The following is a 23,543-nucleotide window of genomic DNA, read 5'->3' as shown; positions in this document are numbered from 1 at the left end:
GAAAACGATACGATTTACCACAATAACCTTTCCACTCTTTATCGTGATCTGCATGATCCACTAGTATCCATTGATAATTTGAGGGTTAATTATGATAATTTGAGGGTTAATTATGATAATTTGAGGGTTAATTATGATAATTTGAGGGTTAATTATGATAATTTGAGGGTTAATTATGATAATTTGAGGGTTAATTATGAGTGGCTTTTTCAAAACGCTTCACCTTTATTGGAACTCTCTCAAAACACCACTTTTAAAATCTATCGCAAAACTTATCAAAAATCCTTACCCTTATTGCGTGTAATAAGGAGATGGGTTAAAAAATAAGTTTGTAAAACAAACCCATCAAACCCCTTGCGCTATCATCGCAGACGCCACCTTTCTAAAACCAGCGATATTAGCCCCTAAAACAAAATTAGTAGGGTCTTTAAACTCTTTAGCGGTTTGAGAGACATTCTTATAAATCTCTTTCATAATATGGTGTAATTTCGCATCCACCACTTCAAAACTCCAAGGGTGCATGCTCGCGTTTTGCGCCATTTCCAAGCCGCTCACGCTCACCCCCCCAGCATTAGCCGCCTTGCCTATACCATAAGAAATCTTAGCCTGCAAAAACAATTCAATCGCCTCATTGCTTGAGGGCATGTTCGCCCCTTCAGCCACGCATTTGCATCCGTTAGAAAGGAGAGTTTTAGCGTCTAAAACGCTCAATTCATTCTCGGTCGCACTAGGAAAAGCCGCAAAACAAGGCACATGCCATATAGCATTCCCCCCTTTGGGGTAATTTTCTGTAGGGGTGTATTTCGCACTTGGTTTTTGCAGGGCGTATTCTTTGATCCTCCCACGGCGGATTTCTTTAATCTCTTTCAAAAGCTCTAAATCAATGCCGTCTTTATCATAAATCATGCCATTAGAATCGCTCGCAGTTACCGGTTTGGCTCCTATTTGAAGCAATTTTTCAATGGTATAAATAGCGACATTACCGCTCCCAGAAACGCTGCAAACCTTACCTTCTAAAGAGCTGTTCCTTTCTTGCAACATTTCTTCAGCAAAATACACGCACCCATAACCGGTAGCTTCTTTTCTGCACAAGCTCCCCCCATAAGTTAGCCCTTTACCGGTCAATACGCCCTCAAAACGATTGACTAATTTTTTGTATTGCCCAAACAGATAGCCAATCTCTCTTTCGCCCACTCCAATATCCCCGGCTGGCACATCAGTCGTAGCCCCAATATGGCGGTATAATTCATTCATGAACGCCTGGCAAAAACGCATGATCTCATGCTCGCTCTTTTCTTTAGGGTCAAAATCGCTCCCCCCCTTAGCACCCCCCATAGCCAAAGTGGTGAGCGAATTTTTCAACACTTGCTCAAAGCCTAAAAACTTGATCACGCTTTCATTCACGCTAGGGTGGAATCTCAAACCTCCCTTATAAGGGCCAATCGCTGAATTGAATTCAACCCTACACCCCCGATTGACTTGAATCTGGTTGTTATCATCTAGCCAACACACCCTAAAAAAAATCTCCCTTTCAGGCTCAATCAAACGCTCTAAAATGGCATGCTTTTCATAACTTTTATCGCTGTCTAAAAGGGGTTTTAAAGAAGTGATAGCTTCATAGACGGCTTGATGGAACTCTTTTTGATAGGGGTATTTTTTCTGTAAAGATTGGAGAATTTTTTCAATATACATAGCGGCATCCTTTATTGTTTTAAGTGTTTTTATTGTAACACTAAAAGGGTAATTAAGTTTTAACTTTATCTTAAAAAACTTTTTAAAATGCCTATGAACCCTCTATCAAAGCCGCTCCAATCCTTGTAAAACTCCGCATCATAACCGCAAAATTCCAAGCATTCTTTCAGGCTTTTTAACTGGTCATACCCCATTTCACAAGCCAAAAAAGGGATTTTTAATTCAGTGGCTAAAAAGATGATTTCTTTTAAGATTTCATCGCCTTTAACCCCCCCAAAAAGGGCTTCATGCGGTTCTTTGAGAACGGATTTTTCCAAAGGATAACCTCTAGCGATATAAGGCGGGTTAGAGACAAGCATTTCTATTATTGGCATGCGATCCCAAAGATGCGTTTTTTTTAAGAAAACACGCTTTTTTAAATTAAAGCGTTCAATATTTTTGGACGCCACTTCTAAAGCTTTTGGTGAAATATCGCTCGCATGAATGGAAATTTTGGGGTTTTCTAAAGCCAAACTAACGGACACGCAAGCGCTCCCTATGCCTATTTCGCCTATCTCTTTTAAATGGTATTGAGAAATAATATCAAGGGCTTTTTTGACCAAAATCTCCGTTTCAGGCCGTGGGATTAAAACATGCTCATTCACAAAAAAAGAGCGCCCGTAAAAATCACAGCTTCCTAATAAATACTCTATGGGGCAATCATTCAAGCGCTTTTCTACCAATTCAAAAAAGCGTGCCTCTTCTTCGTGGTTTAACTCTAAATAAGCATGCGTGTGCAAAAAAACCCTTTCTTTTTGCAAGACAAAGCCTAATAAAATTTCAGACTCTAACCCCCCCCTAAAACCTTTTTGCGATAATTCTTTTTTGGCTTTGTTTAGGGCTTGTGAAAGGGTCATTCAATTTCATAATCCAAAGCTTTCAAGCGCTCTAATAGGGGTGGGTGTGTGAAATGCAAGAAAACATAAAAAGGGTGCGAATAGGGGAACGCTTTATTCTCGCTCACAATAGACACTAACGCTTTGGCTAAAATCTCTTTAGAGCTTAAACTCGCTCCAAATTTGTCCGCATTGTATTCATTCTTTCGGCTAAAAAACCCGATCAAAGGCATGGCGTAAAAAGAAAACACCGGCAAAAACAAGAGTAAAATCGCAATCAAACTCGCTGGCGTTTGCGAGACATTAAAGCCTTCAAAAACCAACGGCGGCAAATGAGCGATCAAAGCAAAAACAAGAGCGAGCAAACCTCCCATAATCCCTAAACTTTTCAACAAATCCTTATTTTTAAAATGCCCTAATTCATGCCCTAAAATGGCTAAAAGCCCTTCTGTCCCAACTTTAGAGATCAAAGTGTCAAACAACACCACCCGCTTGTTTTTGCCCAAGCCCCCAAAATACGCATTCAAACGCCCATCCCTCTTGCTAGCGTCCATCACAAAAATGCCTTCGGATTTAAAACCCACCTTATCCATCATGCCCTCAATTTGACTCTCCAAATCCCTATTATTCAAGGGGGTGAATTGGTTGAAAAGCTGGGCGATTTTAGGGTAAAAAAGATTAGCCAAGATCATAAAAACAAACACGACAAAAAACGAGCTAATCTCCCAATGTTCCACATGTTCAATGATCATAATGAGAATGTAAATCAACAACAACCCCACGCTTAAAGTGAGCAATAACCCTTTGAAAAAATCCTTAAAAAACAACGACAAGCTCACCTTAGAAAAGCCAAATTCCTTATCCAAATGCATGGTGGTGTAGTAGCTAATGGGTAAGGATAAAACGCTTTGAATCGCTAAAAACAACAAGGCAAACACCAAGTAACCTAGCGTTTCAGAAAGGTTTAAATAATGCGTCAAATCTTCTAAATGCGTCAAACCAAAAAAGACCCAACCAGCAAAGATTATCCCATCTAAAATTTGAGAAATAATGGATAATTGCATTTTCCTAATGGCGTAATTCCCCGCTTCTTCATAATCCTTTTGTGGGAGTAAAACAGGCTTTTCGCAGAGCTTTTGACGGATAAATTTCAATTGCAAAACATCGCCCACAATGTAAGGAGTCGTAAAAAAGAGCAAATAAAAAATACAAATTATCATATCTATCCATATGTCAAGCATGTTCTAAACTCCTTTCTCAATCAATTTGCCAATAAAAGTGTAGGAATTATAACAATTTTTCAAAAATTTGCCATAAGATTAAATAAATATGGTAGAAAAAAGAGGCTGTTTTTGAGCGTTTTTAATCCAATAATAAAAAGCTGTGTTATGCAACCCGCTATAAACAAAAAGGTTCGTCATGCCCTATTCTTTTAAAAAGCGTTTTTTAATCATTTACGCCCTTTCTACCTTGCTTTTAGTGGGGGTTTTGTTAGCGTTATTTTTCTTTTATGCGAAAAATAACCTCTTAGAAAACACCCAAATACGCATGCAATACACCGCTGATGCGATCGCTAAAAGCCTTTTAGAATTGGATAATGCCTCTTCTTTAGAGCCTTTAAAAATCTTAGAAGAACGATTCAAAAACACCCCCTTTGTCTTATTAGATGGGGACAACAAAGTCAAGTTTTCTAATATCGGGGCGTTTGTGGCCTCTTTTAAAAATGACGCAATCAAAACCCCTTATTTTGCGTTTAAAAAACAAGGTTTTTACCTCACAGACAGCACCCCAACTAACCGCTTGGGGGTTTCTAAAATCATTATTGCAGAAGAAGAGATTCAAAAAAATTTTATCCCCCTTTATCAAATGATAGGTTATGTGTTTTTGGGCGCGAGTTTGTTTGTTGCGTTAATAGCCATGTGGCTTTATAAGATCCAATCAAACTAAGTAAAAATTACTTTTCCACCAACACAGGCTTATTTTTAAAGCTTTTAAGCGCATTTTCAAGCTGTTTTAGGGCTTCTTCTTTCGTTCTATAAGGGCCAATCAAATAATGCGTGAGAGAGTCTTTTTTCTCCATTTGGTAAGGGAAAGTTTTGAGCGTTTGCAAAAAATCCTTACTGGGCGCGTTCGAAAAAACCCCAATTTGCAAGTAATACCCTTTAGGGATACTCGCATCTTTTAAGCTGGGTTTTACTAAGCTTTTTTTATTTTCATTTTTAGATGGCTCTTTTGTTAAAGGTTGGGATTGCTTAGTGGCAACCTCTTGCTTATGGGCTTTCTTGATTTTTCTTTTCACTTTTTTGCCCTCTATATAAAAATCATATAAATCATGGATTCTTTGCTTCACATAAGCTTCATAGCAATTCTTATAAATCGGGCTACTTTCAATAGAAGCCTTGGGGCTTATTAGCATGACCAACGCCACGCATTCTTCATGGGCGACTTTGAGCCATTCTTCTTCGCTTTGCTCTAGGATTTCTTTGATTTTAGGGAACTCATACTGCGTGCCTTTCCCCATATTTTCTAACATTTCTATAAGTTCTTCATGGACTTGATTGAGCCTTAATTGGATAGGGGGTAAATTTTTGGGCGTATTTTGAACGCTTTTAGGATCGGCTTTTTTATCCTCTAAACCAACAGCGTTTCTTAAAAAGAGAAAAACCAACAACAGAGTCATTTTTAATATACTTTTTTGCATTTACCACTCCCATGTCAAGCTTTCTGTCTTGTTGCTTTATGGTAATCAAAAATACCAAATACCGCCATAAGAATGGTTTAAAACATGGGGTTTTAGTTACTTTATTTTATGCTAAAGGTCATTACCTTAAGGGGATAGGGGTGTTTTGCGATAATTAAATAGCTTTGATATAATAACTTTTAAAAACCATGAAAGGTTTACTATGCAATCTTTAAGTTTGTTAAACCAATTGGGCGCTAAAATTGATGAATTGATTGAAAAAATCAAAAAACAAGAAGAAGAGTTGAACGCTTTACGCCAAGCAAACACCACACTGAATGCACAAAATGAAGAAAAAGACATTCAAATCGCTATTTTATACGATGAATTGAGCGCTAAAGATAAGGGCATTCAAGGTCTTTATGACAAAATCTCTGATTTATTGTCATAAACCATTAAAAACATGCATTCACAAAACGATAGCTTAGAAATCACTTATTTAGGCAAACGCTATAAAATCTCTCTCAATAACACCTTTAGCGATGAGATGAAACGCACCCTAAAGGAGCGTTTCCATAACCAAGAATTAAACGCCTTAGAGCTTTTAAAGGATTATTTGCATGAAAGTTGTCAAAACGAGTATTTGCACAATGAACTCAAAAAGCTTTTAGAAAGAATCTCATCATGTTCTATCACTTAATCGCTCCTTTAAAAAATAAAACCCCCCCTTTAACTTACTTTTCTCAAGAGCAACACCAAAAAGGAGCGATAGTTAATATCCATTTAAGGAATAAAACGCTTTTGGGAGTCGTTCTTGAAGAAGTTTCAAAACCCTCTTTTGAATGCCTAGAACTAGAAAAAACCCCTTATTTTTTACTCCCCTTTCAAATAGATCTCGCTCTATTTATCGCTCAATATTACTCGGCTAATCTTTCTTCAGTCTTAAATCTTTTTACCCCTTTTAAAGAATGTGATTTGGTGGGGTTAGAAACAATTGAGCCTGTTCTTAATGCGTTAAGCCAAACGCAAACAAACGCTTTAAAAGAATTGCAAAAACATTCAGCAAGCTTGCTCTTTGGCGATACGGGTAGTGGGAAAACCGAGATTTATATGCATTCAATCGCTCAAACTTTAGAGCAAAAAAAAAGCGCTTTATTGTTAGTGCCAGAAATCGCCCTCACCCCTCAAATGCAACAACGCCTTAAAAGGGTTTTTAAAGAAAATTTAGGCTTGTGGCATAGCAAACTCTCTCAAACCCAAAAAAAACAATTTTTAGAAAAGCTTTATTCGCAAGAAATCAAATTAGTGGTAGGCACACGAAGCGCGTTGTTTTTACCCCTTAAGGAGTTGGGTTTAATCATTGTAGATGAAGAGCATGACTTTTCTTATAAATCCCATCAAAGCCCTATGTATAACGCTAGGGATTTATGCTTGTATTTATCCCATAAATTCCCTATTCAAGTGATTTTAGGATCTGCTACGCCAAGTTTAAATAGTTACAAACGCTTTAAAGATAAGGCTTTAGTGCGCTTAAAGGGGCGCTACACGCCTACGCAAAAAAACATTATTTTTGAAAAAACCGAGCGTTTTATCACGCCCAAACTCCTAGAAGCGCTAAAACAAGTTATAGACAAAAACGAGCAAGTTATTATTTTTGTGCCTACAAGGGCTAATTTCAAAACCTTGCTGTGTCAAAATTGCTATAAAAGCGTTCAATGCCCCTTTTGCAGCGTGAATATGAGTTTGCATTTAAAAACCAACAAACTCATGTGCCACTATTGCCATTTTTCAAGCCCTATCCCTAAAATTTGCAGCGCGTGTCAAAGCGAGGTTTTAGTGGGTAAAAGGATAGGCACCATGCAAGTGTTGAACGAGTTGGAAGGCCTTTTGAAAGGCGCTAAAATAGCCATTTTAGATAAAGATCATACCAGCACGCCAAAAAAACTCCACAATATTTTAAACGATTTCAACGCTCAAAAAACCAATATCTTAATCGGCACTCAAATGATAAGCAAAGGGCATGATTACGCTAAAGTGAGTTTAGCGGTTGTTTTAGGCATAGACAATATCATTAAATCCAATAGTTACAGGGCTTTAGAAGAAGGCGTGTCGTTACTTTATCAAATCGCTGGGAGGAGTGCTAGGCAAATTTCTGGCCAAGTGTTCATTCAAAGCACCGAAACCGATCTATTAAAAAATTTCTTAGAAGATTATGAAGATTTTTTACAATACGAATTGCAAGAAAGGTGCGAACTCTACCCGCCTTTTTCAAGGCTGTGTTTGTTAGAGTTTAAGCATAAAAACGAAGAAAAAGCCCAACAATTGAGCCTAAAAGCCTCTCAAACCCTTTCTTTGTGTTTAGAAAAGGGCGTAACGCTCTCCAATTTCAAAGCCCCTATTGAAAAAATCGCTTCTTCTTACCGCTACCTTATTTTGTTGCGTTCCAAAAACCCTTTAAGCCTAATCAAAAGCGTGCATGCGTTTTTAAAAACCGCCCCTAATATCCCTTGCAGCGTGAACATGGACCCTATAGATATTTTTTAAAACACTTAAGTTTTCTATATTGTTTTAAAAAACTTAAGTCTTCTATATTATTTTAAAAAACTTAAGTCTTCTATATTATTTTAAAAAACTTAAGTTTTTCTGGCGACCAACAGCGTGAAATTCACCCATTTAAACACTGCTTCCACATGCTTAAACCCCACGCTTTCTAAAAGAGCGACATTTTCTTTTAAACTATAAGGCACAAGCACATTTTCTAACGCTTCCCTTTTGAAAGCGATTTCATTGTGGCTATAGCCTTGATTTTGTTTATAAAGGTAGTATAGCTCTATCATTTGCTTGTCTAATATCCGATCTTCGCTCATGATCTTTTCGCCCACCAATAAAACCCCATTCAACGCAAGGCTGTTATAAATCTTTTTGAGCAGCACCTCTCTTTGCATGGGGCGGACAAATTGCAGCACAAAAAGCAATGAAAACGCGCTCGCTTCTTTAAACTCAACCTCTAAAAAATCCATGCATTCAAAACGGGCATTTTTAAAATCTTTTAATTTTTCTTGTGCTTTTTTGAGCATGGGCATGGAATTGTCAATCCCTACAAGCTCAATATCTTGTTGGATTTGCCGGTTAAGCGCGATAAAAAAGTTCCCGGTAGAACAACCCAAATCATAAATCAAGGGCTTAGGATTGAGATTTTCTTTTAAGTTTTGAGCGATAAAATACGCCCCCAAATCCAACATTTCATGGTAATAAGGAATAGAACGCTCCAGCATGTCATCAAAAACATGGGCGACTTTCTCATCAAAACAAAAACGCTTGTTTAGAGATTGATTAAACAGAGTGTCTTTCATTCAAAAAAGAAGCGTGGTTTAAAAATCTTTAAACCACAACAGCAGTAACGCTTAAGCTTTTTTGTGCACCAACTCATTGATGTAGTAATCCACTGAGCCTAAGCCTTCTTTTTTCGCCCACTCATAGCATTGAGAGACAAAATGCCAATTGATATGCCCATAGAATTTTTCCAAATACACAGGGCGCGCGTTTTTATGGTCAATGTAATAAGCATGCTCCCACACATCCACCACCAAAAGCGGCACTTTTTTATCCGTAACCGGGGTTTGTGCGTTGCTGGTTTGAATGATTTCAATTTTTTGAGTGTCTAAATTATACGCTGCCCAATTCCAACCAGAGCCAAACAAAGTAGTCGCACTCTTAATGAAGTCTTCTTTAAATTTTTCTAGTGAGCCAAAATCTTTTTCTAAAGCCCCTTTTAACTCATCGCTTAAAGCAGTCGCTTTTGGGCTTAGGCAATCCCAATAAAAATCGTGGTTGTAAATTTGAGCGGCGTTATTAAACACGCCTCCGCTAGACTTCGTCAAAATATCAAACAAAGAACTCTTCTCAAACTCCGTGCCTTTGATTAAGTTATTCAAATTATTCACATAAGTTTGATGGTGTTTCCCATGGTGGAAATCAAACGCCACAGGGCTTAAAAAATCTCCCATGCTGTCTTTAGCAAAAGGCAACTCTCGTAATGTAAACATGTTTTCTCCTTGTGATCAGATAGCCGTATTGTAATCATTTTTTAATACTTTTTGGTAAATCTTTTCTTAAAAATGGATCGTTATGCAAATTTTGTAGATTTTAAGGGGTTTTTTAAAATGAAAACGACTTTTTAAACAAATTCTCTTTAAATTTGTTAAAAGTTAATCTTAATGGGCTACTATTCTAACGCAATATAGCAATTCAATTAGAAAGGATTTAACCATGCAAAAAGTTACTTTTAAAGAAGAAACATACCAATTAGAAGGGAAAACCTTAAAAGTGGGCGATAAAGCCCTTGATGTGAAATTGGTCAATGGCGATTTGCAAGAAGTCAATTTGTTGAAGCAGGGCGTGCGTTTTCAAGTCGTTAGCGCGCTTCCTAGTTTAACCGGATCGGTTTGCTTGCTCCAAGCCAAACACTTCAATGAGCAAGCCGGCAAACTGCCTTCTGTGAGTTTTAGCGTTATTTCTATGGACTTGCCTTTTTCTCAAGGGCAAATTTGCGGCGCTGAAGGCATTAAGGACTTAAGAATTTTAAGCGATTTTAGGTATAAGGCTTTTGGGGAAAATTACGGCGTGCTGTTGGGCAAAGGCTCTTTGCAAGGCTTACTCGCTCGATCGGTGTTTGTTCTTGATGATAAGGGAGTGGTTATCTATAAAGAAATCGTTCAAAACATTTTAGAAGAGCCCAATTATGAAGCGCTTTTAAAAGTGTTGAAATAGGAAATCCTTAAAAGGAGGGGGCTACAATTTAGTGAATCTCAACGCAAAAAGCCCCACTTATTAAAAAGCGTTGGCAACAAAGACTAAAAAATAAGAAGTTCTTTTTAATCCGTTTAAAAAAGTTTCACGCTGTTTTTAAAAGAAAAGATTAAAAAAACTCTGTTGTCAATCAAACATTACCGCTTGATTAAAATCAAGCTTTTAATGGAATAAATCTTTCACAAAACCCATAAGGGTTTGATAGAAAAAGGTTTTTAGAAGTCTTTTTTTAAGATTTCTTCCACTCTTAAAATGGTTACGAGTCTGTCGTTTTGCTTCCCAATACCATAAGTTAAATTATTGTTATCGCTCAAAGTTTCTGGCACTGGGTCAATATCCGTTTGCTTGATGCGAATGGCTTCAGTTAAGCGATCGATGAAAAACCCAGCGATCTGATCGTTATGGCGCACTACTAAATAGCGAGTGTCTTTGTTTTGCTTTTCGGCTTTCAAGCCAAACTTTAGGCGCAAACTGATCAAAGGGAAGACATTACCCCTTAAATTGAACACGCCAAGCACATAATTTGGGGTTTCAGGGACTCGTGTGTAACCAATGGGTTTGACGATTTCTAAAATATTCAAAATAGGAATGGCGTATTCTTCATCGCCAATAATAAAGCCAATGAATTGCAAAATTTCTTCATTGTCTTCTTGTTTAGAACCCGCACTAGCTTCTTTTTGTTTTTCAAATAAATCTTTTAATTGATTGCTCATGATTCGCCTCCTTCTAATTTAATGCTGCGTTTCACCACGGTGGTTAAATACTCACCGCTATAAGGTTTGGTGATGTATTCAGTCATGCCAGATTCAACGCCGCGCATCCTATCGGTTTTAGTCACCCGACTGGTTACTGCAATCAAAGGCAGGTTTTTGAATTTATTGTATTTGCGCACTTCAGAAGCGAAAGTATAGCCATCCATTTTAGGCATTTCAATATCCACTAAAATAGCGTCCGGAATCTTATCGCCATTTTTAAGCATTTCTAAGCCCTCTAACCCATTAGAGGCCTCTAAAAGCGTGATGCCTAATGGTTTTAAACATTTGCGGATAATCGCTCTGTCCGTGCTGCTGTCATCAATCGCTAAGACAATGTAATCGCTAGGAGAATTTTTGCTCTTCGTGTTTTCGGATTCATTCATTAAGGTAGTGATATTGACCTTGATGCTTTTTGCCATATCCATCATCGCCCCCACATCTACAATGAGGGTGATTTTCCCATCGCCTCTCACCGTAGCGCCAGCAATGCCTCTAGTGTTTTTAAGGTAGTAGCCTAAAGATTTGATGACCACTTCTTCTTGACCGATCAAATAATCCACGATCACGCCAATTTTTTGATCAGCCAAGCCAATGATGACCACATACACATCTGAGTTGGATTCCAAAATAGCATCCACTTTAAAAATATCAGAAAGGCGCACCAAAGAAAGCACCTCATCTCTCAAACGCAACACGCTCTTGCCATCAACGGTGTAGATTTCATCTTGGCTGATGCGCACGGTTTCTAAAACTGAAGAAAGCGGGATAGCGTAATATTCTTCTTGAACGCCCACGAGTAAAGCTTGAATGATAGCCAGAGTGAGAGGGATTTTAAGCTTTTGAGTCGTGCCTACCCCCACTTCTGAATCAATTTCAATGATCCCATTGAGCTTTTCAATATTGGTTTTCACCACATCCATGCCAACACCCCTGCCTGAAACATTGGAAACGACTTTTGCGGTAGAAAAGCCTGGCTTGAAAATGAGGTTAAACGCTTCCCTATCGCTCATGCCTTCAGCGTCTCTTTCGCTAATCACCCCTTTTTCAATCGCTTTTTCTTTAAGCATCACAGGGTCTAACCCCTTGCCATCATCAGAGATTTTAATCACAATGTGGTTACCCTCATTATACGCGCTCAATTGCACTTTACCGGTTTCAGGCTTGTTAAGCCTTCTTCTTTCTTCTAAAGGCTCAATCCCATGATCGCATGAGTTACGGATGATGTGAATGAGCGGATCGCCAATCTCTTCTACAATGGATTTGTCTAGTTCGGTTTCTTCGCCCTCAATGATTAATTCAATGCTCTTGCCTAATTCCCGACTCAAATCCCTTACCATGCGAGGGAATTTATTGAACACTTTGCCCACTGGTTGCATCCTAGTTTTCATCACCGCAAGCTGCAAGTCTGTCGTTACCGCTGAAATAGAAGAAACCACCTGGTTTAATTCCTCTAAAAACTTTTCCCCATCATAGCGTTCTTCCACATCGCTATAAATCCTGATCAAGCGATTTTTTCCTAAAACAAGCTCACCGATTAAATTCATTAAGTGATCCAAGCGGCGCACATCCACCCTAACGGTTTGCTCCACGCCAATAGAGGGGGCTTTATTTTCTTCAGTATCTGCTTTAGCCTTAGCTTTAGTTTCGGTTTTAGGGGCTTTGGGGGTTTCTGTTTTAGGAGTTTCTTTTGCTGGGGCGACTTCTTGTTTAGGCTTGGCTTGATCTTCTTGCTTTTTTTGAGCTCTTCGTTCTTTATCGGCTTCTTGGCGTTTGTTAAGCAGTCGTTCAATTTCCGCTTCCACTTCTTCAGCGCTCATGTTAGCGTAATCCAAATCCGGCTCATCGGCTAGCGGGTTATCGCTTGCGGAATTTTCTGCAGTAGGGGCTTTTGCCTTGTTCTCTTTATTTTCTTCTGTATTTTCTTCTTTCACTTCTTTTTTCGCTTCTTCTTTGGGGGCTTCTTTAGCCCCTGAAGTTTCTTTAGCGCCCTCTAAATTTTGGCTCGTAATGGCTTGAAGCTTTTTGACTACTTCTTCAATCTCGTTTTCCTTGCCGTTATTAGTATCCGATCCGGTATCTCTAATCGTTACGAGTAAGGTTTTCATCAAATCAATGGAGCGCAACACGACATCCATAATATCAGGCGTGATCTTAATTTCGCCCTTTCTAGCGCGATTCAAGACATCTTCCATGTTGTGCGTGAGGTGCGTGAGAATGTTAAGATTCAAAAACGAGCTAGAGCCTTTAATGGTGTGGGCGACTCTAAAAATGCGATTGAGCAAGTCCAAATCTTCAGGGTTATGCTCTAATTCCACCAGATCCTGATCCAACTGCTCATTCATTTCAAAGGCTTCAATCAAGAAGTCTTCCATTATTTCTTGCAAATCATCCATTTAAAACCCTTTTTAGCGTTTGAGATAAGAGTATTTTACAATTTTATAAAAAGAATTATGCATTCTTGTCTAAAATCTTAGAAATTTCTTCGGTGAATTTTTCTGCGTCAAACTTGACTAAATACGCTACAGCCCCCATTTCTTTAGCCTTTTCAGCGCTGTAATTATCGCAAATAGAAGAATTAAAAATCACAGGAATATAGGCAAACCTGGGGTCTTCTTGGAGCTTGAATAAGAAATGATAGCCATCCATTTTAGGCATTTCAACATCTGAAATAATGAATTTCAAATGTTTCCTCAAATTATCCCCATATTTTTTGAATAACATTTCTAATTTGTTCAACCCATCTTCCCCATCCACAGCTTCAGTGATGCTAAAACCCAATTTGCTCAAATGGTTTTTTAAGGTTTTTCTTGCGGTCTTGCTATCGTCTAAAAACAACACTTCGCCTTCAAAACGCTCTTTAGGGGTATCTTTAGCGTTTTTAGCGTCTTCATTAAGCTTTAAATCGTCTAAAATGCTTTCTAAATCCAAAATGAGTAGGGTTTTGTCGTTTTCAATGCGTGTCGTGCCGGTGATATTTTCTTTATTGATGCTATTAGATGCACTAAAGGATGCAGGCTCCACATCTTTCCAGCTAATGCGCCTGATACGCCTAGCAGAATGGACTAAAAAGCCCATTTTAACATTGTTAAATTCAGTGATAATGACGATTTTTTCGTTTTCCTTGCTTTTATCCGGGATAATCCCTATCCATTTAGCCAAGTCTATAAGCGGAATGATCGTGGAGCGCAAATCAAACACGCCGATAATGTAATCCAAATTCGTAGGGTATTCAAAAAGGGTAGGCATGGGGATGATTTCTTGGACTTTAGCCACATTGATGCCATAAATCCCCTCATAAGGGACGCCCTCTTGCATGCCATAAATACGAAAATCCACGAGTTCTATCTCACTCAATTTTAAATCGTTAGCTGTTTTTTCTGCCATGATTTAGGCGTCCTTATTTTGAGATGGTTCTAAAATGCTTGATGATACCTTAAAAAGGCTTTGTTCGTAATAAAAGGAAGGCAGTGGGCAATAAATAGGCGCATTCAAGGGGATTTTTGTATTGCTTTTGAGATGGAAATGCCCCTCTATAATGCCGTCAATGCTACCAATGTTAAGATCTTTAATATAGTTTTGATAGGCTTTTAGGCGCTTTTCAATAAAAGATTGCAATTCTTTTGACTCTAATTCCCAAAGGCGGATAGGTTTTTGATAAATGAGTTTTTTAAAAAGGGGGTATAAGGTTTTAAAACTTAATAAATTTAAAAAAGTTAAAAAAAATCTAGCCCAAGTGGAAGTGAGTTGCGTGATGTAAAATTCATACGCTTTAGTGGTGAATAAATCCCCATGGGCTAGTAAAAAGCGTTTGTTGTCATGTTGGAATAATACGGGCTGGTTTTGGCGCTCAAAAACCACCACCTTGGAATTGAATACAAAACGCATGGAAAAATCATGGTTGCCTTCAAAATAAAAGACTTGTGAAATTTCGCTTAAAGCATGGATTAAACCAATGATTTTTTGCTGCTCTTTATCTAGGGGTAAATAACCCACAAGAACATGGAAAATATCGCCCATGAAAAAGACTTGTGGGGGTTTGGCGCGTAAAAGTTCTTTAAGCGTATGGATTAAATGAGGGCTTTTAGGCAAAAAATGCACATCAGAGATAAAAACAGCCCCACTTTTAAGTGCATAAGATTCTAGCATCTTACTCTTTGAACAAAAAAGAGCCAATCCTCAAAAGATTCGCCCCGCAAGCAATCGCTAATTCAAAATCATCACTCATGCCCATTGAAAGGACGCTCGCATTCTTTAATCGGTCAAAAAGCTTTTTGGTGGTAATAAAGGATTTTTCAATTTCCTTTTCATCATCGGCATGAGCCCCTATACACATAAGCCCCTTAAGTTTGAGGCGCTTGCAAGTTTCACTGATTTGAGAATAAATTTCTAGCGTTTCTTCAGGCATCACCCCGCTTTTACTTTCCTCATATGCGCTATTAACCTGTAAAAGAGCGTTTAAATTGACGCCCAATATTTCGCAACGCTTTTCTATCTTCAAAGCGAGTTTTAAGGAGTCTAAAGAATGCAAAAGAGCGGGTTTTAAACTCAAAAGCGCATTGATTTTATTCTCTTGTAAAGAGCCTATCATGTGCCATTCAAGGGGTAAATGCTCTAAAGAATGCATTTTAATTTTTAGATCTTGAACTTTATTTTCTCCAAAAGCCCTTTGAGAGCAGTTATAGTAATTTTGAATGGCTTCTAAGGAAGCGTTTTTTGAAACAGCCACGATTTTTACAATGTGGTGCCTTGAATAGGCGATGCGAGCCTTTTCTATTTTTGCGATGAGGGTATCAATCCTTTGGCTATAATCTGTCATAGCTTTTCTTTATAGATCTTCTTTATGCGTGCTAAAAGAATGCGTGAGATGGAATTTTTGATTTAAAGTTTCAAAATCTTTTAAAAGCCCTTTCTTTTTCAAATCCTCTATGACCTCCATGGAGCAATTGGTTTCTGTAGGCCATTCTCTAAAATGTTTATCCATAACGCCCTTATTGGTAGCGTCTATAAAAAAACAATGTTTAGAGATGAGAATATCGCGTTGCGCATCAATGTTATTAACGATGCGCCATAACAGCATGTAAGGATTGTTTAAATCGTTGCTGATATGCTCTACAAAGATGACAATGCGTAAATACTCTTCAAAACCGAGCAAGTTTTTAGCCAATTCAATGACGCTTTTGTCTTTCTTTTCCACGCTAATGATGCAAATGGGGTTACGGGTGTGCGGGTAATATTGCTTCAAAAGAACGATATTTGGCATTTTATCTTGTAAAAGCGCTAATAAGGCGTTATCGTTTAAAAGCGTGGGGTGGGGGGTATTGCTTTTAGAGGTCGCATCAATACCGAGTTTCCCCCCCATAGCGCATTCAGGGCTTGCATGATCTAAAGCGTCGCATATGCCTTGAGAGATGAGAATTTTTTCTTTAGAAAAATTTTCTAGTATATACTCAATGATAGCGTTGGTGTCTCTTAGATTGGGAGCGTCTTCATTGACAAAAATCGCATGTTTGACAAAACTCATCTGCCCCACACCCCAAAAAGCATGCATGACTTGTTTGGCATGAGCGTTATAGCGCGTGTGTATTTTGGCTAAAATCAAATTATGAAACACCCCATTTTCTGGCATATAATAATCTATCAGATTGGGGGCGTTCATTTGAAGCAAGGGCAAAAACAAGCGTTCAGTCAAATACCCCATGTATTTGTCTTCTAAAGGGGGCTTACCCACCACAGTGGCCAAGTAAATGGAATCTTTTTTATAGCTAATGGTTTTGACTTCTAAAACAGGGTAAGACTCAATGGGGGTATAATAGCCCGTGTGATCCCCAAAAGGCCCTTCAAGCTCTAGCTTTTCGCAATCTACAAATCCTTCTATCACAATATCGCAATCCCTTGGCACGCTCAAAGAATTACTCAAGCAAGGCATTACTTGTGCTTTTTTTCCTCTCATAAACCCATAAAGCATGAGTTCATAAACCCCATAAGGTAAGGGGGCTGTCGCGCACCATGTGTAGAGCAAATCCCCACCAATAGCGATACTGACAGGCATTTTGACTTTAGCCTTAGCGTATTCGTGGAAAAAGAGTTGGGAGTCTTTATGGATTTGCCAGTGCAAGCCTAAATGGTTTTTATCATAAACTTGCAAACGATACATGCCTAAATTCTTTTTTTGATGATCCAGGCTTTGGGTATAGACTTGCCCCATAGTGATAAAGGCCCCGCCATCTTTTTCCCAAGTTTTTAAAACGGGCAGATCCAACAAATTGACTTCTTTATCTTGCTTGATAATGAGATCTTTAGGGCGAGTGGTTTTTTTAGGGAAAATGTGTCTTAAATCCCATAAATCTTTTAAGACTTTCAAACCCTCAGTGAAATTTTTAGGAGCATTAAAGTGCAAGAAAGTTTGCATGCGTTGTTGCAGGCTTTCTATAGGGGTTTTTAATAAAAGCTCCAAGCGTTTGAAAGAGCCAAAAGCGTTCATTAAAACAGGCATATCAAAGGTTTTGATTTGGTTATGTTCTTTTCTTATGGGCTGCGTGAATAAAAGGGCTTTGCCCCCATTAGGCTTTTTCGCTTCTATATAGGTCAGATGAGCGATTTCTAAATCCACTTCAAGGGGGGTGTTAATGACTTCTAATTCATCATGCTCTTTTAAAAGCTTTAAAAAATCTCGCATCCAACTACCTTAAATAACCACATAATGAACGCTCAAGCATGCAGGAATGTTTTTAAGCTCTTCTAAAACTTCCAAAGAAACTTCTTCATCTACAATAATGAGCGCTAAGGCTTCTTTTTGCGTGTTACGCCCCAAACGAAAATCAGCGATGTTAATGCCATGCCTAGCGAACGCATTCCCCACACTCCCAATAACGCCTGGAATATCCGTATTCCTGAATAAAAGCATTTTGCCCTTTGGCTCTATATCAATATGAAACCCATCAATCTCAGTGAGTTTTAAAATATCTTCTTCAAACACCGTGCCGCTCACGCTGATTGAACCATTAGCCGCATTTAGAGTTAAAGAGAGCATGCTTTTATAGGGTGAAGCGCTTTCTTTAAGGCTAACCTTAATCTCAATGCCTCTTTCTTTGGCCACAAAGGGGGCGTTAATGTAATTGATTTTATCCCCTACAACAGGTTTTAACACCCCCACTAGTGCAAAGGCTACAAGGGCGTCTTTAAATTGGTTGATCTCCCCACAAAGACTGAGCTCAATTTTTTGACACACGCCCTTATGGATTTGACTGGAAAAATAACCCAGTTTTTGCGCTAAATTCAAGTAGGCTTTTGCGCTCGCATCAAAAGCTTGCATGGGTAAATTCAAAGCATGCGGGTGGCTTGAACCCCTTAAAGATTCCATAACCCCTTGAGCGGCTTGTTTGGAAATTTCTTCTTGGGATTCTAAAGTATTCGCGCCAATATGGGGGGTCGCATAAACATTAGGCAAGTCTAAAAGCTTGTTGTGAATGCCAGGCTCTTTAGAAAAGACATCAATGCCAAGCCAACGCACTTTTTTAGTTTCTAAAGCTTCATAAAGAGCGTCTTCATTATAAAGCCCACCCCTAGCGCAATTGATCAAAATAACCCCTTTTTTCATGCGTTCGATCTCTTTAGCGCCTATCATGTTAATGGTTTCTTTATTTTTAGGGGTGTGGATAGTGATCATATCACATTGCAAAATGTCTTCAAAATTTTTTGTGTAAATGACCCCTAAATCAGTGGCTTTTGAAGAAGGGATATAAGGATCATAGGCTAGGACTTCCATTTCAAAGGCTTTAGCCCTAATGCCCACCCTAGAGCCAATATTCCCAAAACCAATGATGCCCAGCTTTTTATTTTTCAATTCCGTGCCATACCAATCTTCTCTTTTCCATAACCTTTGGTGTTTGATTTGATCGTTCGCGCAAGGGAACGAGCGCACTGCATTGATCAAATGCGCCATGGTCAATTCCACGGCGGCAATCGTGTTAGCGGTAGGGATATTCATCACTACAATGCCTTTTTGAGAGCAGCTTTCTAAATCAATATTATCCACTCCCACGCCCGCTCTCACAATGGACTTTAAGTGGGTTAAGGGCTTTAAAAAATCGCTTGTGATAGGGGTCATGCTACGCGTGATGAGTGCATCCATGGGAGTGAGTTTTTCTAAAAGCTCATTTTTGGGGCATTTGGAATAATCATGCAAGACAATGTCTTTTTGAGCTTCTAAAATTTGAATGCCTTTAGCATGGATGGGGTCGCAAATGGCTACTTGATACATTTTTATCCTTTGAATTTAAAAAACAGCATGATAGCGTATTTTATAATAGTCTAAATCAGCTAAAAAGCGTTCTTTTTTGTTTTTATCTAAATAGATGATGAGGTTAGGTTGGTTTTTGGTGCTATCGTAAGCGTAATCAATTTGTTCTTTCTTAAGGATTTCTTTTAAGCACCACCATTGATAGTCCTTTAAATCCTTAATGATAAGCTTTGAATATTCCCTTTTTTTTTCTTCAAAAGGGATTTCAAAATGATGCTCTATAACAGGGTAATTGATAACTTCTTGCGCATCAAGGTTTTGAGAAAGGGCGTTATTGCGATCTTCTTCGTTATGAGAGGCTTTTTCATCGTTAGGGGTATTAGGATTATTGGGGCTTTCTTCTAGGTTGATTTCATGGCTTTTTGCATCTGTTTGAGAGAGGCCTTCATTGGTTTGAGAGATCGCATGAGAAGTAGCGGGCATTTCTTTTTTAACGCTTAAAAACAAATAGGCTAAAACGCCAAGAGCGACAGCTAGGGAAATAAAAGCAACAACACCCTTAAATCTCATGCCATTCTCATGCTTTTAAAATCACTCTTTAGAGTTTTTCTTTAAGAATATCCCCTAAAGTCATTTTATCATCGCTCGTGTTAAAAGCTTGCAATTCTTCTTTTTCTTTTTTGCGCTCTAACCTATGTACAGAAGCGCGCACCTTGTTGTTAGACTTTTCAATCGCAACCACCACGCATGTGATTTCTTGGCCTATTTTGATTTCATCTTTTTTTAAGGGGTTCAAATCTTCATTTTTGATCAGCACATCAATGCCATCAGCATTAATGAAAACGCCAAAATCCTTAATACTCACCACTTTGCCTTGAATCACGCTATCTGTTTTATGCTTTTGAGCGAATTCTTCTGTAGGGGAAGTGACCAAGTGATTCGCACTCAAAGAAATCTTTTTATCTTTTTTGTTGATTTTAAGGATTTTCACTTTGATCACATCGCCAATTTTATAGTGGTCTTTGCACTTTTTATCTTTATCCCAAAAAGCGTCGTGATTGTGGAGCAAGCCATCCACCCCACCCAGATTTAAAAACGCCCCAAAATCCGTTAAAGTCGCCACTTTGCCTTCTAAAACATCCCCCACTTGGTGTTTGGATTCAAAAACATCAAAAGGCCTGTTAGTGAGTTGCTTTAAAGAAACCCTTAAGCGGCGGTTTTTAGGATCAATGTCAATAATTTTCACATCAATCTCCTGCCCCACGCTCAAGTAATGGCTAGGGTGGCTGACATTCTTATCCCAAGAGATTTCAGAAACATGCAAAAAGCCTTCAATATCATTACCAATATCTACAAATACCCCGTAATGTTCAATATTGCTCACCACCACCTTAATGGCGTATCCGGGTTTTAGCTTGTCTTGGATCTCTTCCCATGGGTCTTCTATGGTCGCTTTTATGGAGAGTGAAAGGCGTCTTTTTTCTGCATCATAAGCGATGGCTTTGACATAGACTTCATCGCCCTCTTTGTAGTATTTCTCAGGGTTGACTGGTCCTTTATGGCTGATTTCAGAATAATGAACCAAGCCCTCAATCCCCTTAGCTTCTACAAAAATGCCAAATGGGGTGATCTGCCTCACAACCCCTAACACCGGCTCTGTAGCTTCTAACAATTCTTTAGAAATCTCAAGCTGCCGTTTGTCATTGACTTCAAAGAATCGTTTGCGAGAAATATTGATAGAGTGGTTTTCCTTATCCACACGAATGATGCACGCTTTAATGCGTTTGCCGATATGGTTTGCGTCATTCTTTAAAGAAGAGTGCGAGCGGGAGAGGAAATACTCCACGCCTTGAGACTCCACGATATAGCCCCCTTTATTCTTGCCTACGATCTTGCCTTCAATAATGGCGTTTTCATAGTTTTCGCCTAATTCTTCAATTTTAGCTTGAATCTTTTGTTGGGAAATGGCCTTTTTGTAGGAAACGCTAGGGTGTTCACCCTTTTCGGACACATGCACGACAATGGGGTCATTTTTTTGATACAGCAACTGCCCCTTTTCATCGGTGATCTCACTCAAAGCCAAACGGCCTTCTGTCTTACCGCCCACGCTCACCATGGCATAACCATCATTCTCATTGATGGAAACGATTAGCCCTTCTTTGATAGTGCCTTTTTCTAGGGTTTCTTCTTTTTCTAATTCTTTTTTAAAGAGTTTTGCGAAGTTTTCCTCCTCGTCATTAAAGTTCTGATCATCTGCTATCTTGCTCATTGACTGCCTTACTATAAAATAAATATAAAATCCTTAAGGGTATTGTATCCTTTTTTGGCTTACAAAATCGTTTAAAAACTAACAATTAGCGGTTTTTTTAAAGAAAATTTTCAAAATATGTTAAATCGTGCTGATTTTTTGCTTGACATTTTCTATAATCCAATCCGGCGTGGAAGCCCCAGCGGTAATCCCGCACAATTTTTTATCCTTAAACCACGCCAACTCTAATTCGTTTTCATCTTCTACCAAGTAGCTGTCTTTGCAATGCTGTTTGGCGATGCTTAGGAGCTGTTTGGTGTTTGAAGAAGTTTTACCGCCCACGACTATCATAATATCCACTTCCTTACTCAAATCCAAAGCGGCCTTTTGGTTGTAGGAAGTAGCGTTACAAATCGTGTTAAAAATACGCACTTCAGCACATCTTTCCACCAAATAAGAAGCGATTTGCAAGAGTTTTGGGGTTTGTTTGGTGGTTTGAGAAACTAAAGCCACTTTTCGTTGGAGCTTTTTTTCTTGCAATTCTTCTAACGAATTGATGACTAAAGCTTGGTTAGTGGCATAGCTTATCACGCCCTTGACTTCAGGGTGGTTAATATCCCCAAAAAGCACGATTTGATACCCTTCTTTGCTCATGGATTCCACAATTTGCTGAGGTTTGATCACATACGGGCAAGTCGCATCGGTGATTTTGACCCCCTTATTTTTCAAGTATTCTAAATCCTGCTTAGGAATGCCATGGGTTCTTATGATCACGCTCTTATTTTTAGGGATTTTTTTAGGGTCTTCTTCAATTTTCACGTTGAAGTTTTTTTCCAAACGATTGATTTCTTTAGCATTATGAATGAGCGAGCCAAAAATCAAGCTGTTTTGATTTTTTTCAGCGATTTGTATCGCTCTTTTGACGCCAAAGCAAAAACCATAATCCTTAGCCATTTTAATTTCCATTAAAACTCCCTTTTTTGAATAGATTGAGTAAGCGTTTGAATTGCGGGAAAGAAATGTTTGCGCATTCTAAATTATCAATTTCTAAAGGCAATGCTAAAGTTAAAACAGCAAAACTCATCGCAATCCTGTGATCATTGAAGCTTTGGATAAGGGGGGGTTTAATCCTAGAAAAGCACTGTTTTAATGGGCTTATATCTTCTAATCCCTCTATGTAAAACCCATCTTCAAACTCTTCGCACTCAATCCCTAAAGCCTTGAGATTAGAAATAACCGCTTTAATCCTATCGCTTTCTTTGGCTCGTAAATCTTTAGCGTTTTTAACCATGCTTTTGCCTTTTGCAAAAAGCATAGCGATACTCAAAGCAGGGATTTCATCAATAAGACTGGCGATATTTTGCTCAATGCTGATCGCTTTTAAAGGGGCATGCTCTATATAAATATCGCCAATCATTTCTAAATCTTTGGATTGAATCGCATACTCTATGGAAGCGCCCATTTTTTTCAATACTTCAAAAGCTTCTATGCGAGTGGGGTTGAGCAAGACATTTTTTAAAAGAAGGCGGCTTTTTGGCGTAATCGCGCAAGCGAGAGCGAAAAAAAACGCGCTAGACGGATCATTGGCTATAGTAAAATCAAAGGCTTCTAGGGGTTTTTCTAAGGGTGAAATTTTTAAAACGCCGTCTTGATTGTGAATGTTAGCCCCCAAACTTTTAAGCATGATTTCTGTGTGGTTACGGCTAAGCTCGCTTTCTTTATAAGTGCTTGCGCCTTGAGCTTGTAGGGCACTTAAAATAAAAGCGCTTTTGACTTGAGCTGAAGCGATAGGGCTTTCATAATGACAAGCTTTTAAAGGGCTCCCTAAGATCACTAAGGGGGCGAAATGGTTATCCTCTCTCCCTAAAATCTTTGCCCCAAAAGCCTTCAAAGGCTCAATGATTCTTTTCATGGGGCGTGCGTTTAAGGAATTGTCCCCGCTTAAAACAAAAAGGCCTTTTTGAGCACTTAAAAGCCCGCTGTATAAACGCATACTGGTGCCAGAATTGTTGCAATTTAAAATCTTGTTAGGCTCTTTTAAAGTCGTTGGGGGCGTGATTTTAAAAGAATTTTTGGCGGTATTTTCCACTTTAGCCCCTAAATTTTGAGCGATTTCTAAAGAGCTTAAACAATCTTCTCCCATTAAAAAATTCCGCACGACACAAGGCTTTTGAGCGAGCAGGCTAAAAATAACGGCTCTGTGTGAGAGCGATTTATCGCTAGCGTTAATGTCAAGCTCTATCAC

The 23,543-nt window shown here is 38.7% G+C and carries 22 protein-coding genes and 1 pseudogene; 6 read left to right on the top strand and 17 right to left on the bottom strand.

From position 1 onward, the window contains the following. Positions 1-327, top strand: a pseudogene (locus FIM44_RS08695) (glycosyltransferase family 10 domain-containing protein); the annotation flags it as partial. A gap of 18 nt (positions 328-345) precedes the next feature. Here FIM44_RS08695 and gdhA read toward each other — a convergent pair. The 3 genes from gdhA to FIM44_RS06745 all read right to left on the bottom strand — a co-directional run bounded on the left by gdhA (position 346) and on the right by FIM44_RS06745 (position 3,808). Continuing rightward, complete coding sequence (gene gdhA / locus FIM44_RS06755) at positions 346-1,692, bottom strand: NADP-specific glutamate dehydrogenase (RefSeq protein WP_140579508.1); 1,347 nt, start codon at positions 1,690-1,692, stop codon at positions 346-348. A 65-nt stretch (positions 1,693-1,757) separates the two neighbouring features. After that, entirely contained in the window at positions 1,758-2,588 is an 831-nt protein-coding gene (locus FIM44_RS06750) for a peptide chain release factor N(5)-glutamine methyltransferase (RefSeq protein ID WP_140579507.1), read from the bottom strand. Next, positions 2,585-3,808, bottom strand: a complete 1,224-nt coding sequence (locus FIM44_RS06745) for a M48 family metallopeptidase (RefSeq protein ID WP_140579506.1) — start codon at positions 3,806-3,808, stop codon at positions 2,585-2,587. The genes FIM44_RS06750 and FIM44_RS06745 overlap by 4 nt, the downstream gene beginning before the upstream one ends. Positions 3,809-3,986: 178 nt before the next feature. Here FIM44_RS06745 and FIM44_RS06740 point away from each other — a divergent pair, with 178 nt between their 5' ends. Beyond that, complete coding sequence (locus tag FIM44_RS06740) at positions 3,987-4,514, top strand: hypothetical protein (RefSeq protein ID WP_021302977.1); 528 nt, start codon at positions 3,987-3,989, stop codon at positions 4,512-4,514. A 7-nt stretch (positions 4,515-4,521) separates the two neighbouring features. On the opposite strand, the gene FIM44_RS06735 is transcribed toward FIM44_RS06740, so the two are convergent. Continuing rightward, a complete protein-coding gene (locus tag FIM44_RS06735) occupies positions 4,522-5,268 on the bottom strand; it encodes an SPOR domain-containing protein (RefSeq protein WP_140579505.1) in 747 nt (248 codons plus the stop codon). Between the two features lie 202 nt (positions 5,269-5,470). Between FIM44_RS06735 and FIM44_RS06730 the strand changes: the two genes are divergently transcribed. From FIM44_RS06730 to FIM44_RS06720, 3 genes are read left to right on the top strand one after another with little or no spacing between them, the layout of a single operon-like run. Then, positions 5,471-5,698: a cell division protein ZapB gene (locus tag FIM44_RS06730; RefSeq protein WP_001191188.1), complete on the top strand. Its 228-nt coding sequence runs from the start codon at positions 5,471-5,473 to the stop codon at positions 5,696-5,698. A gap of 12 nt (positions 5,699-5,710) precedes the next feature. After that, positions 5,711-5,947 carry a hypothetical protein gene (locus FIM44_RS06725; RefSeq protein WP_140579504.1) on the top strand — a complete coding sequence of 79 codons (237 nt, stop codon included), beginning with the start codon at positions 5,711-5,713 and terminating at the stop codon, positions 5,945-5,947. Continuing rightward, positions 5,932-7,791 carry a primosomal protein N' gene (locus tag FIM44_RS06720; RefSeq protein WP_140579503.1) on the top strand — a complete coding sequence of 620 codons (1,860 nt, stop codon included), beginning with the start codon at positions 5,932-5,934 and terminating at the stop codon, positions 7,789-7,791. The genes FIM44_RS06725 and FIM44_RS06720 overlap by 16 nt, the downstream gene beginning before the upstream one ends. Before the next feature lie 89 nt (positions 7,792-7,880). Here FIM44_RS06720 and cmoA read toward each other — a convergent pair whose 3' ends face one another. Together cmoA and sodB are read right to left on the bottom strand one after the other, a co-directional pair. Then, positions 7,881-8,600 (bottom strand): carboxy-S-adenosyl-L-methionine synthase CmoA, encoded by a 720-nt coding sequence (gene cmoA / locus FIM44_RS06715; protein WP_140579502.1) that lies wholly within the window; start codon positions 8,598-8,600, stop codon positions 7,881-7,883. Positions 8,601-8,651: 51 nt separating this feature from the next. After that, a complete protein-coding gene (gene sodB, locus FIM44_RS06710) occupies positions 8,652-9,293 on the bottom strand; it encodes a superoxide dismutase [Fe] (protein WP_052936493.1) in 642 nt (213 codons plus the stop codon). Positions 9,294-9,516: 223 nt separating this feature from the next. Between sodB and tpx the strand changes: the two genes are divergently transcribed. After that, complete coding sequence (gene tpx / locus FIM44_RS06705) at positions 9,517-10,017, top strand: thiol peroxidase (protein WP_140519637.1); 501 nt, start codon at positions 9,517-9,519, stop codon at positions 10,015-10,017. A 254-nt stretch (positions 10,018-10,271) separates the two neighbouring features. On the opposite strand, the gene cheW is transcribed toward tpx, so the two are convergent. The 11 genes from cheW to aroA form a co-directional block, all read right to left on the bottom strand. Beyond that, entirely contained in the window at positions 10,272-10,769 is a 498-nt protein-coding gene (gene cheW, locus FIM44_RS06700) for a chemotaxis protein CheW (RefSeq protein WP_000070752.1), read from the bottom strand. Next, the gene (gene cheAY2, locus FIM44_RS06695) at positions 10,766-13,204 is read right to left on the bottom strand and encodes a chemotaxis histidine kinase/response regulator CheAY2 (RefSeq protein WP_140579501.1); all 2,439 of its coding nucleotides are present in this window, start codon (positions 13,202-13,204) and stop codon (positions 10,766-10,768) included. Before cheAY2 ends, cheW begins: the two co-directional genes overlap by 4 nt. Positions 13,205-13,259: 55 nt before the next feature. Next, positions 13,260-14,195 (bottom strand): chemotaxis protein CheV3, encoded by a 936-nt coding sequence (gene cheV3, locus FIM44_RS06690; RefSeq protein ID WP_033582974.1) that lies wholly within the window; start codon positions 14,193-14,195, stop codon positions 13,260-13,262. A gap of 3 nt (positions 14,196-14,198) precedes the next feature. Next, a complete protein-coding gene (locus FIM44_RS06685) occupies positions 14,199-14,957 on the bottom strand; it encodes a UDP-2,3-diacylglucosamine diphosphatase (protein ID WP_140579500.1) in 759 nt (252 codons plus the stop codon). Between the two features lies 1 nt (position 14,958). Then, positions 14,959-15,627: a YggS family pyridoxal phosphate-dependent enzyme gene (locus tag FIM44_RS06680; protein WP_000133268.1), complete on the bottom strand. Its 669-nt coding sequence runs from the start codon at positions 15,625-15,627 to the stop codon at positions 14,959-14,961. Between the two features lie 9 nt (positions 15,628-15,636). Beyond that, positions 15,637-17,487, bottom strand: a complete 1,851-nt coding sequence (locus tag FIM44_RS06675) for a menaquinone biosynthesis decarboxylase (RefSeq protein WP_140579499.1) — start codon at positions 17,485-17,487, stop codon at positions 15,637-15,639. 9 nt (positions 17,488-17,496) lie between these two features. Then, the gene (gene serA, locus FIM44_RS06670; protein ID WP_140579498.1) at positions 17,497-19,071 is read right to left on the bottom strand and encodes a phosphoglycerate dehydrogenase; all 1,575 of its coding nucleotides are present in this window, start codon (positions 19,069-19,071) and stop codon (positions 17,497-17,499) included. A 15-nt stretch (positions 19,072-19,086) separates the two neighbouring features. Further along, positions 19,087-19,620, bottom strand: coding sequence for a hypothetical protein (locus tag FIM44_RS06665; protein WP_140579497.1), 534 nt, complete (start codon positions 19,618-19,620; stop codon positions 19,087-19,089). A 28-nt stretch (positions 19,621-19,648) separates the two neighbouring features. Further along, positions 19,649-21,319 carry a 30S ribosomal protein S1 gene (locus FIM44_RS06660; protein ID WP_140579496.1) on the bottom strand — a complete coding sequence of 557 codons (1,671 nt, stop codon included), beginning with the start codon at positions 21,317-21,319 and terminating at the stop codon, positions 19,649-19,651. Between the two features lie 120 nt (positions 21,320-21,439). Further along, entirely contained in the window at positions 21,440-22,264 is an 825-nt protein-coding gene (locus tag FIM44_RS06655; RefSeq protein WP_120807896.1) for a 4-hydroxy-3-methylbut-2-enyl diphosphate reductase, read from the bottom strand. Next, positions 22,254-23,543, bottom strand: coding sequence for a 3-phosphoshikimate 1-carboxyvinyltransferase (aroA, locus tag FIM44_RS06650; RefSeq protein ID WP_140579495.1), 1,290 nt, complete (start codon positions 23,541-23,543; stop codon positions 22,254-22,256). Before aroA ends, FIM44_RS06655 begins: the two co-directional genes overlap by 11 nt.

This window comes from Helicobacter pylori (assembly GCF_006440215.1).
In the GTDB taxonomy this organism is placed as follows: domain Bacteria; phylum Campylobacterota; class Campylobacteria; order Campylobacterales; family Helicobacteraceae; genus Helicobacter; species Helicobacter pylori_CS.
Note: the sequence above shows the minus strand (reverse complement) of the source record. Positions and strands in the feature narration are given on the sequence as shown.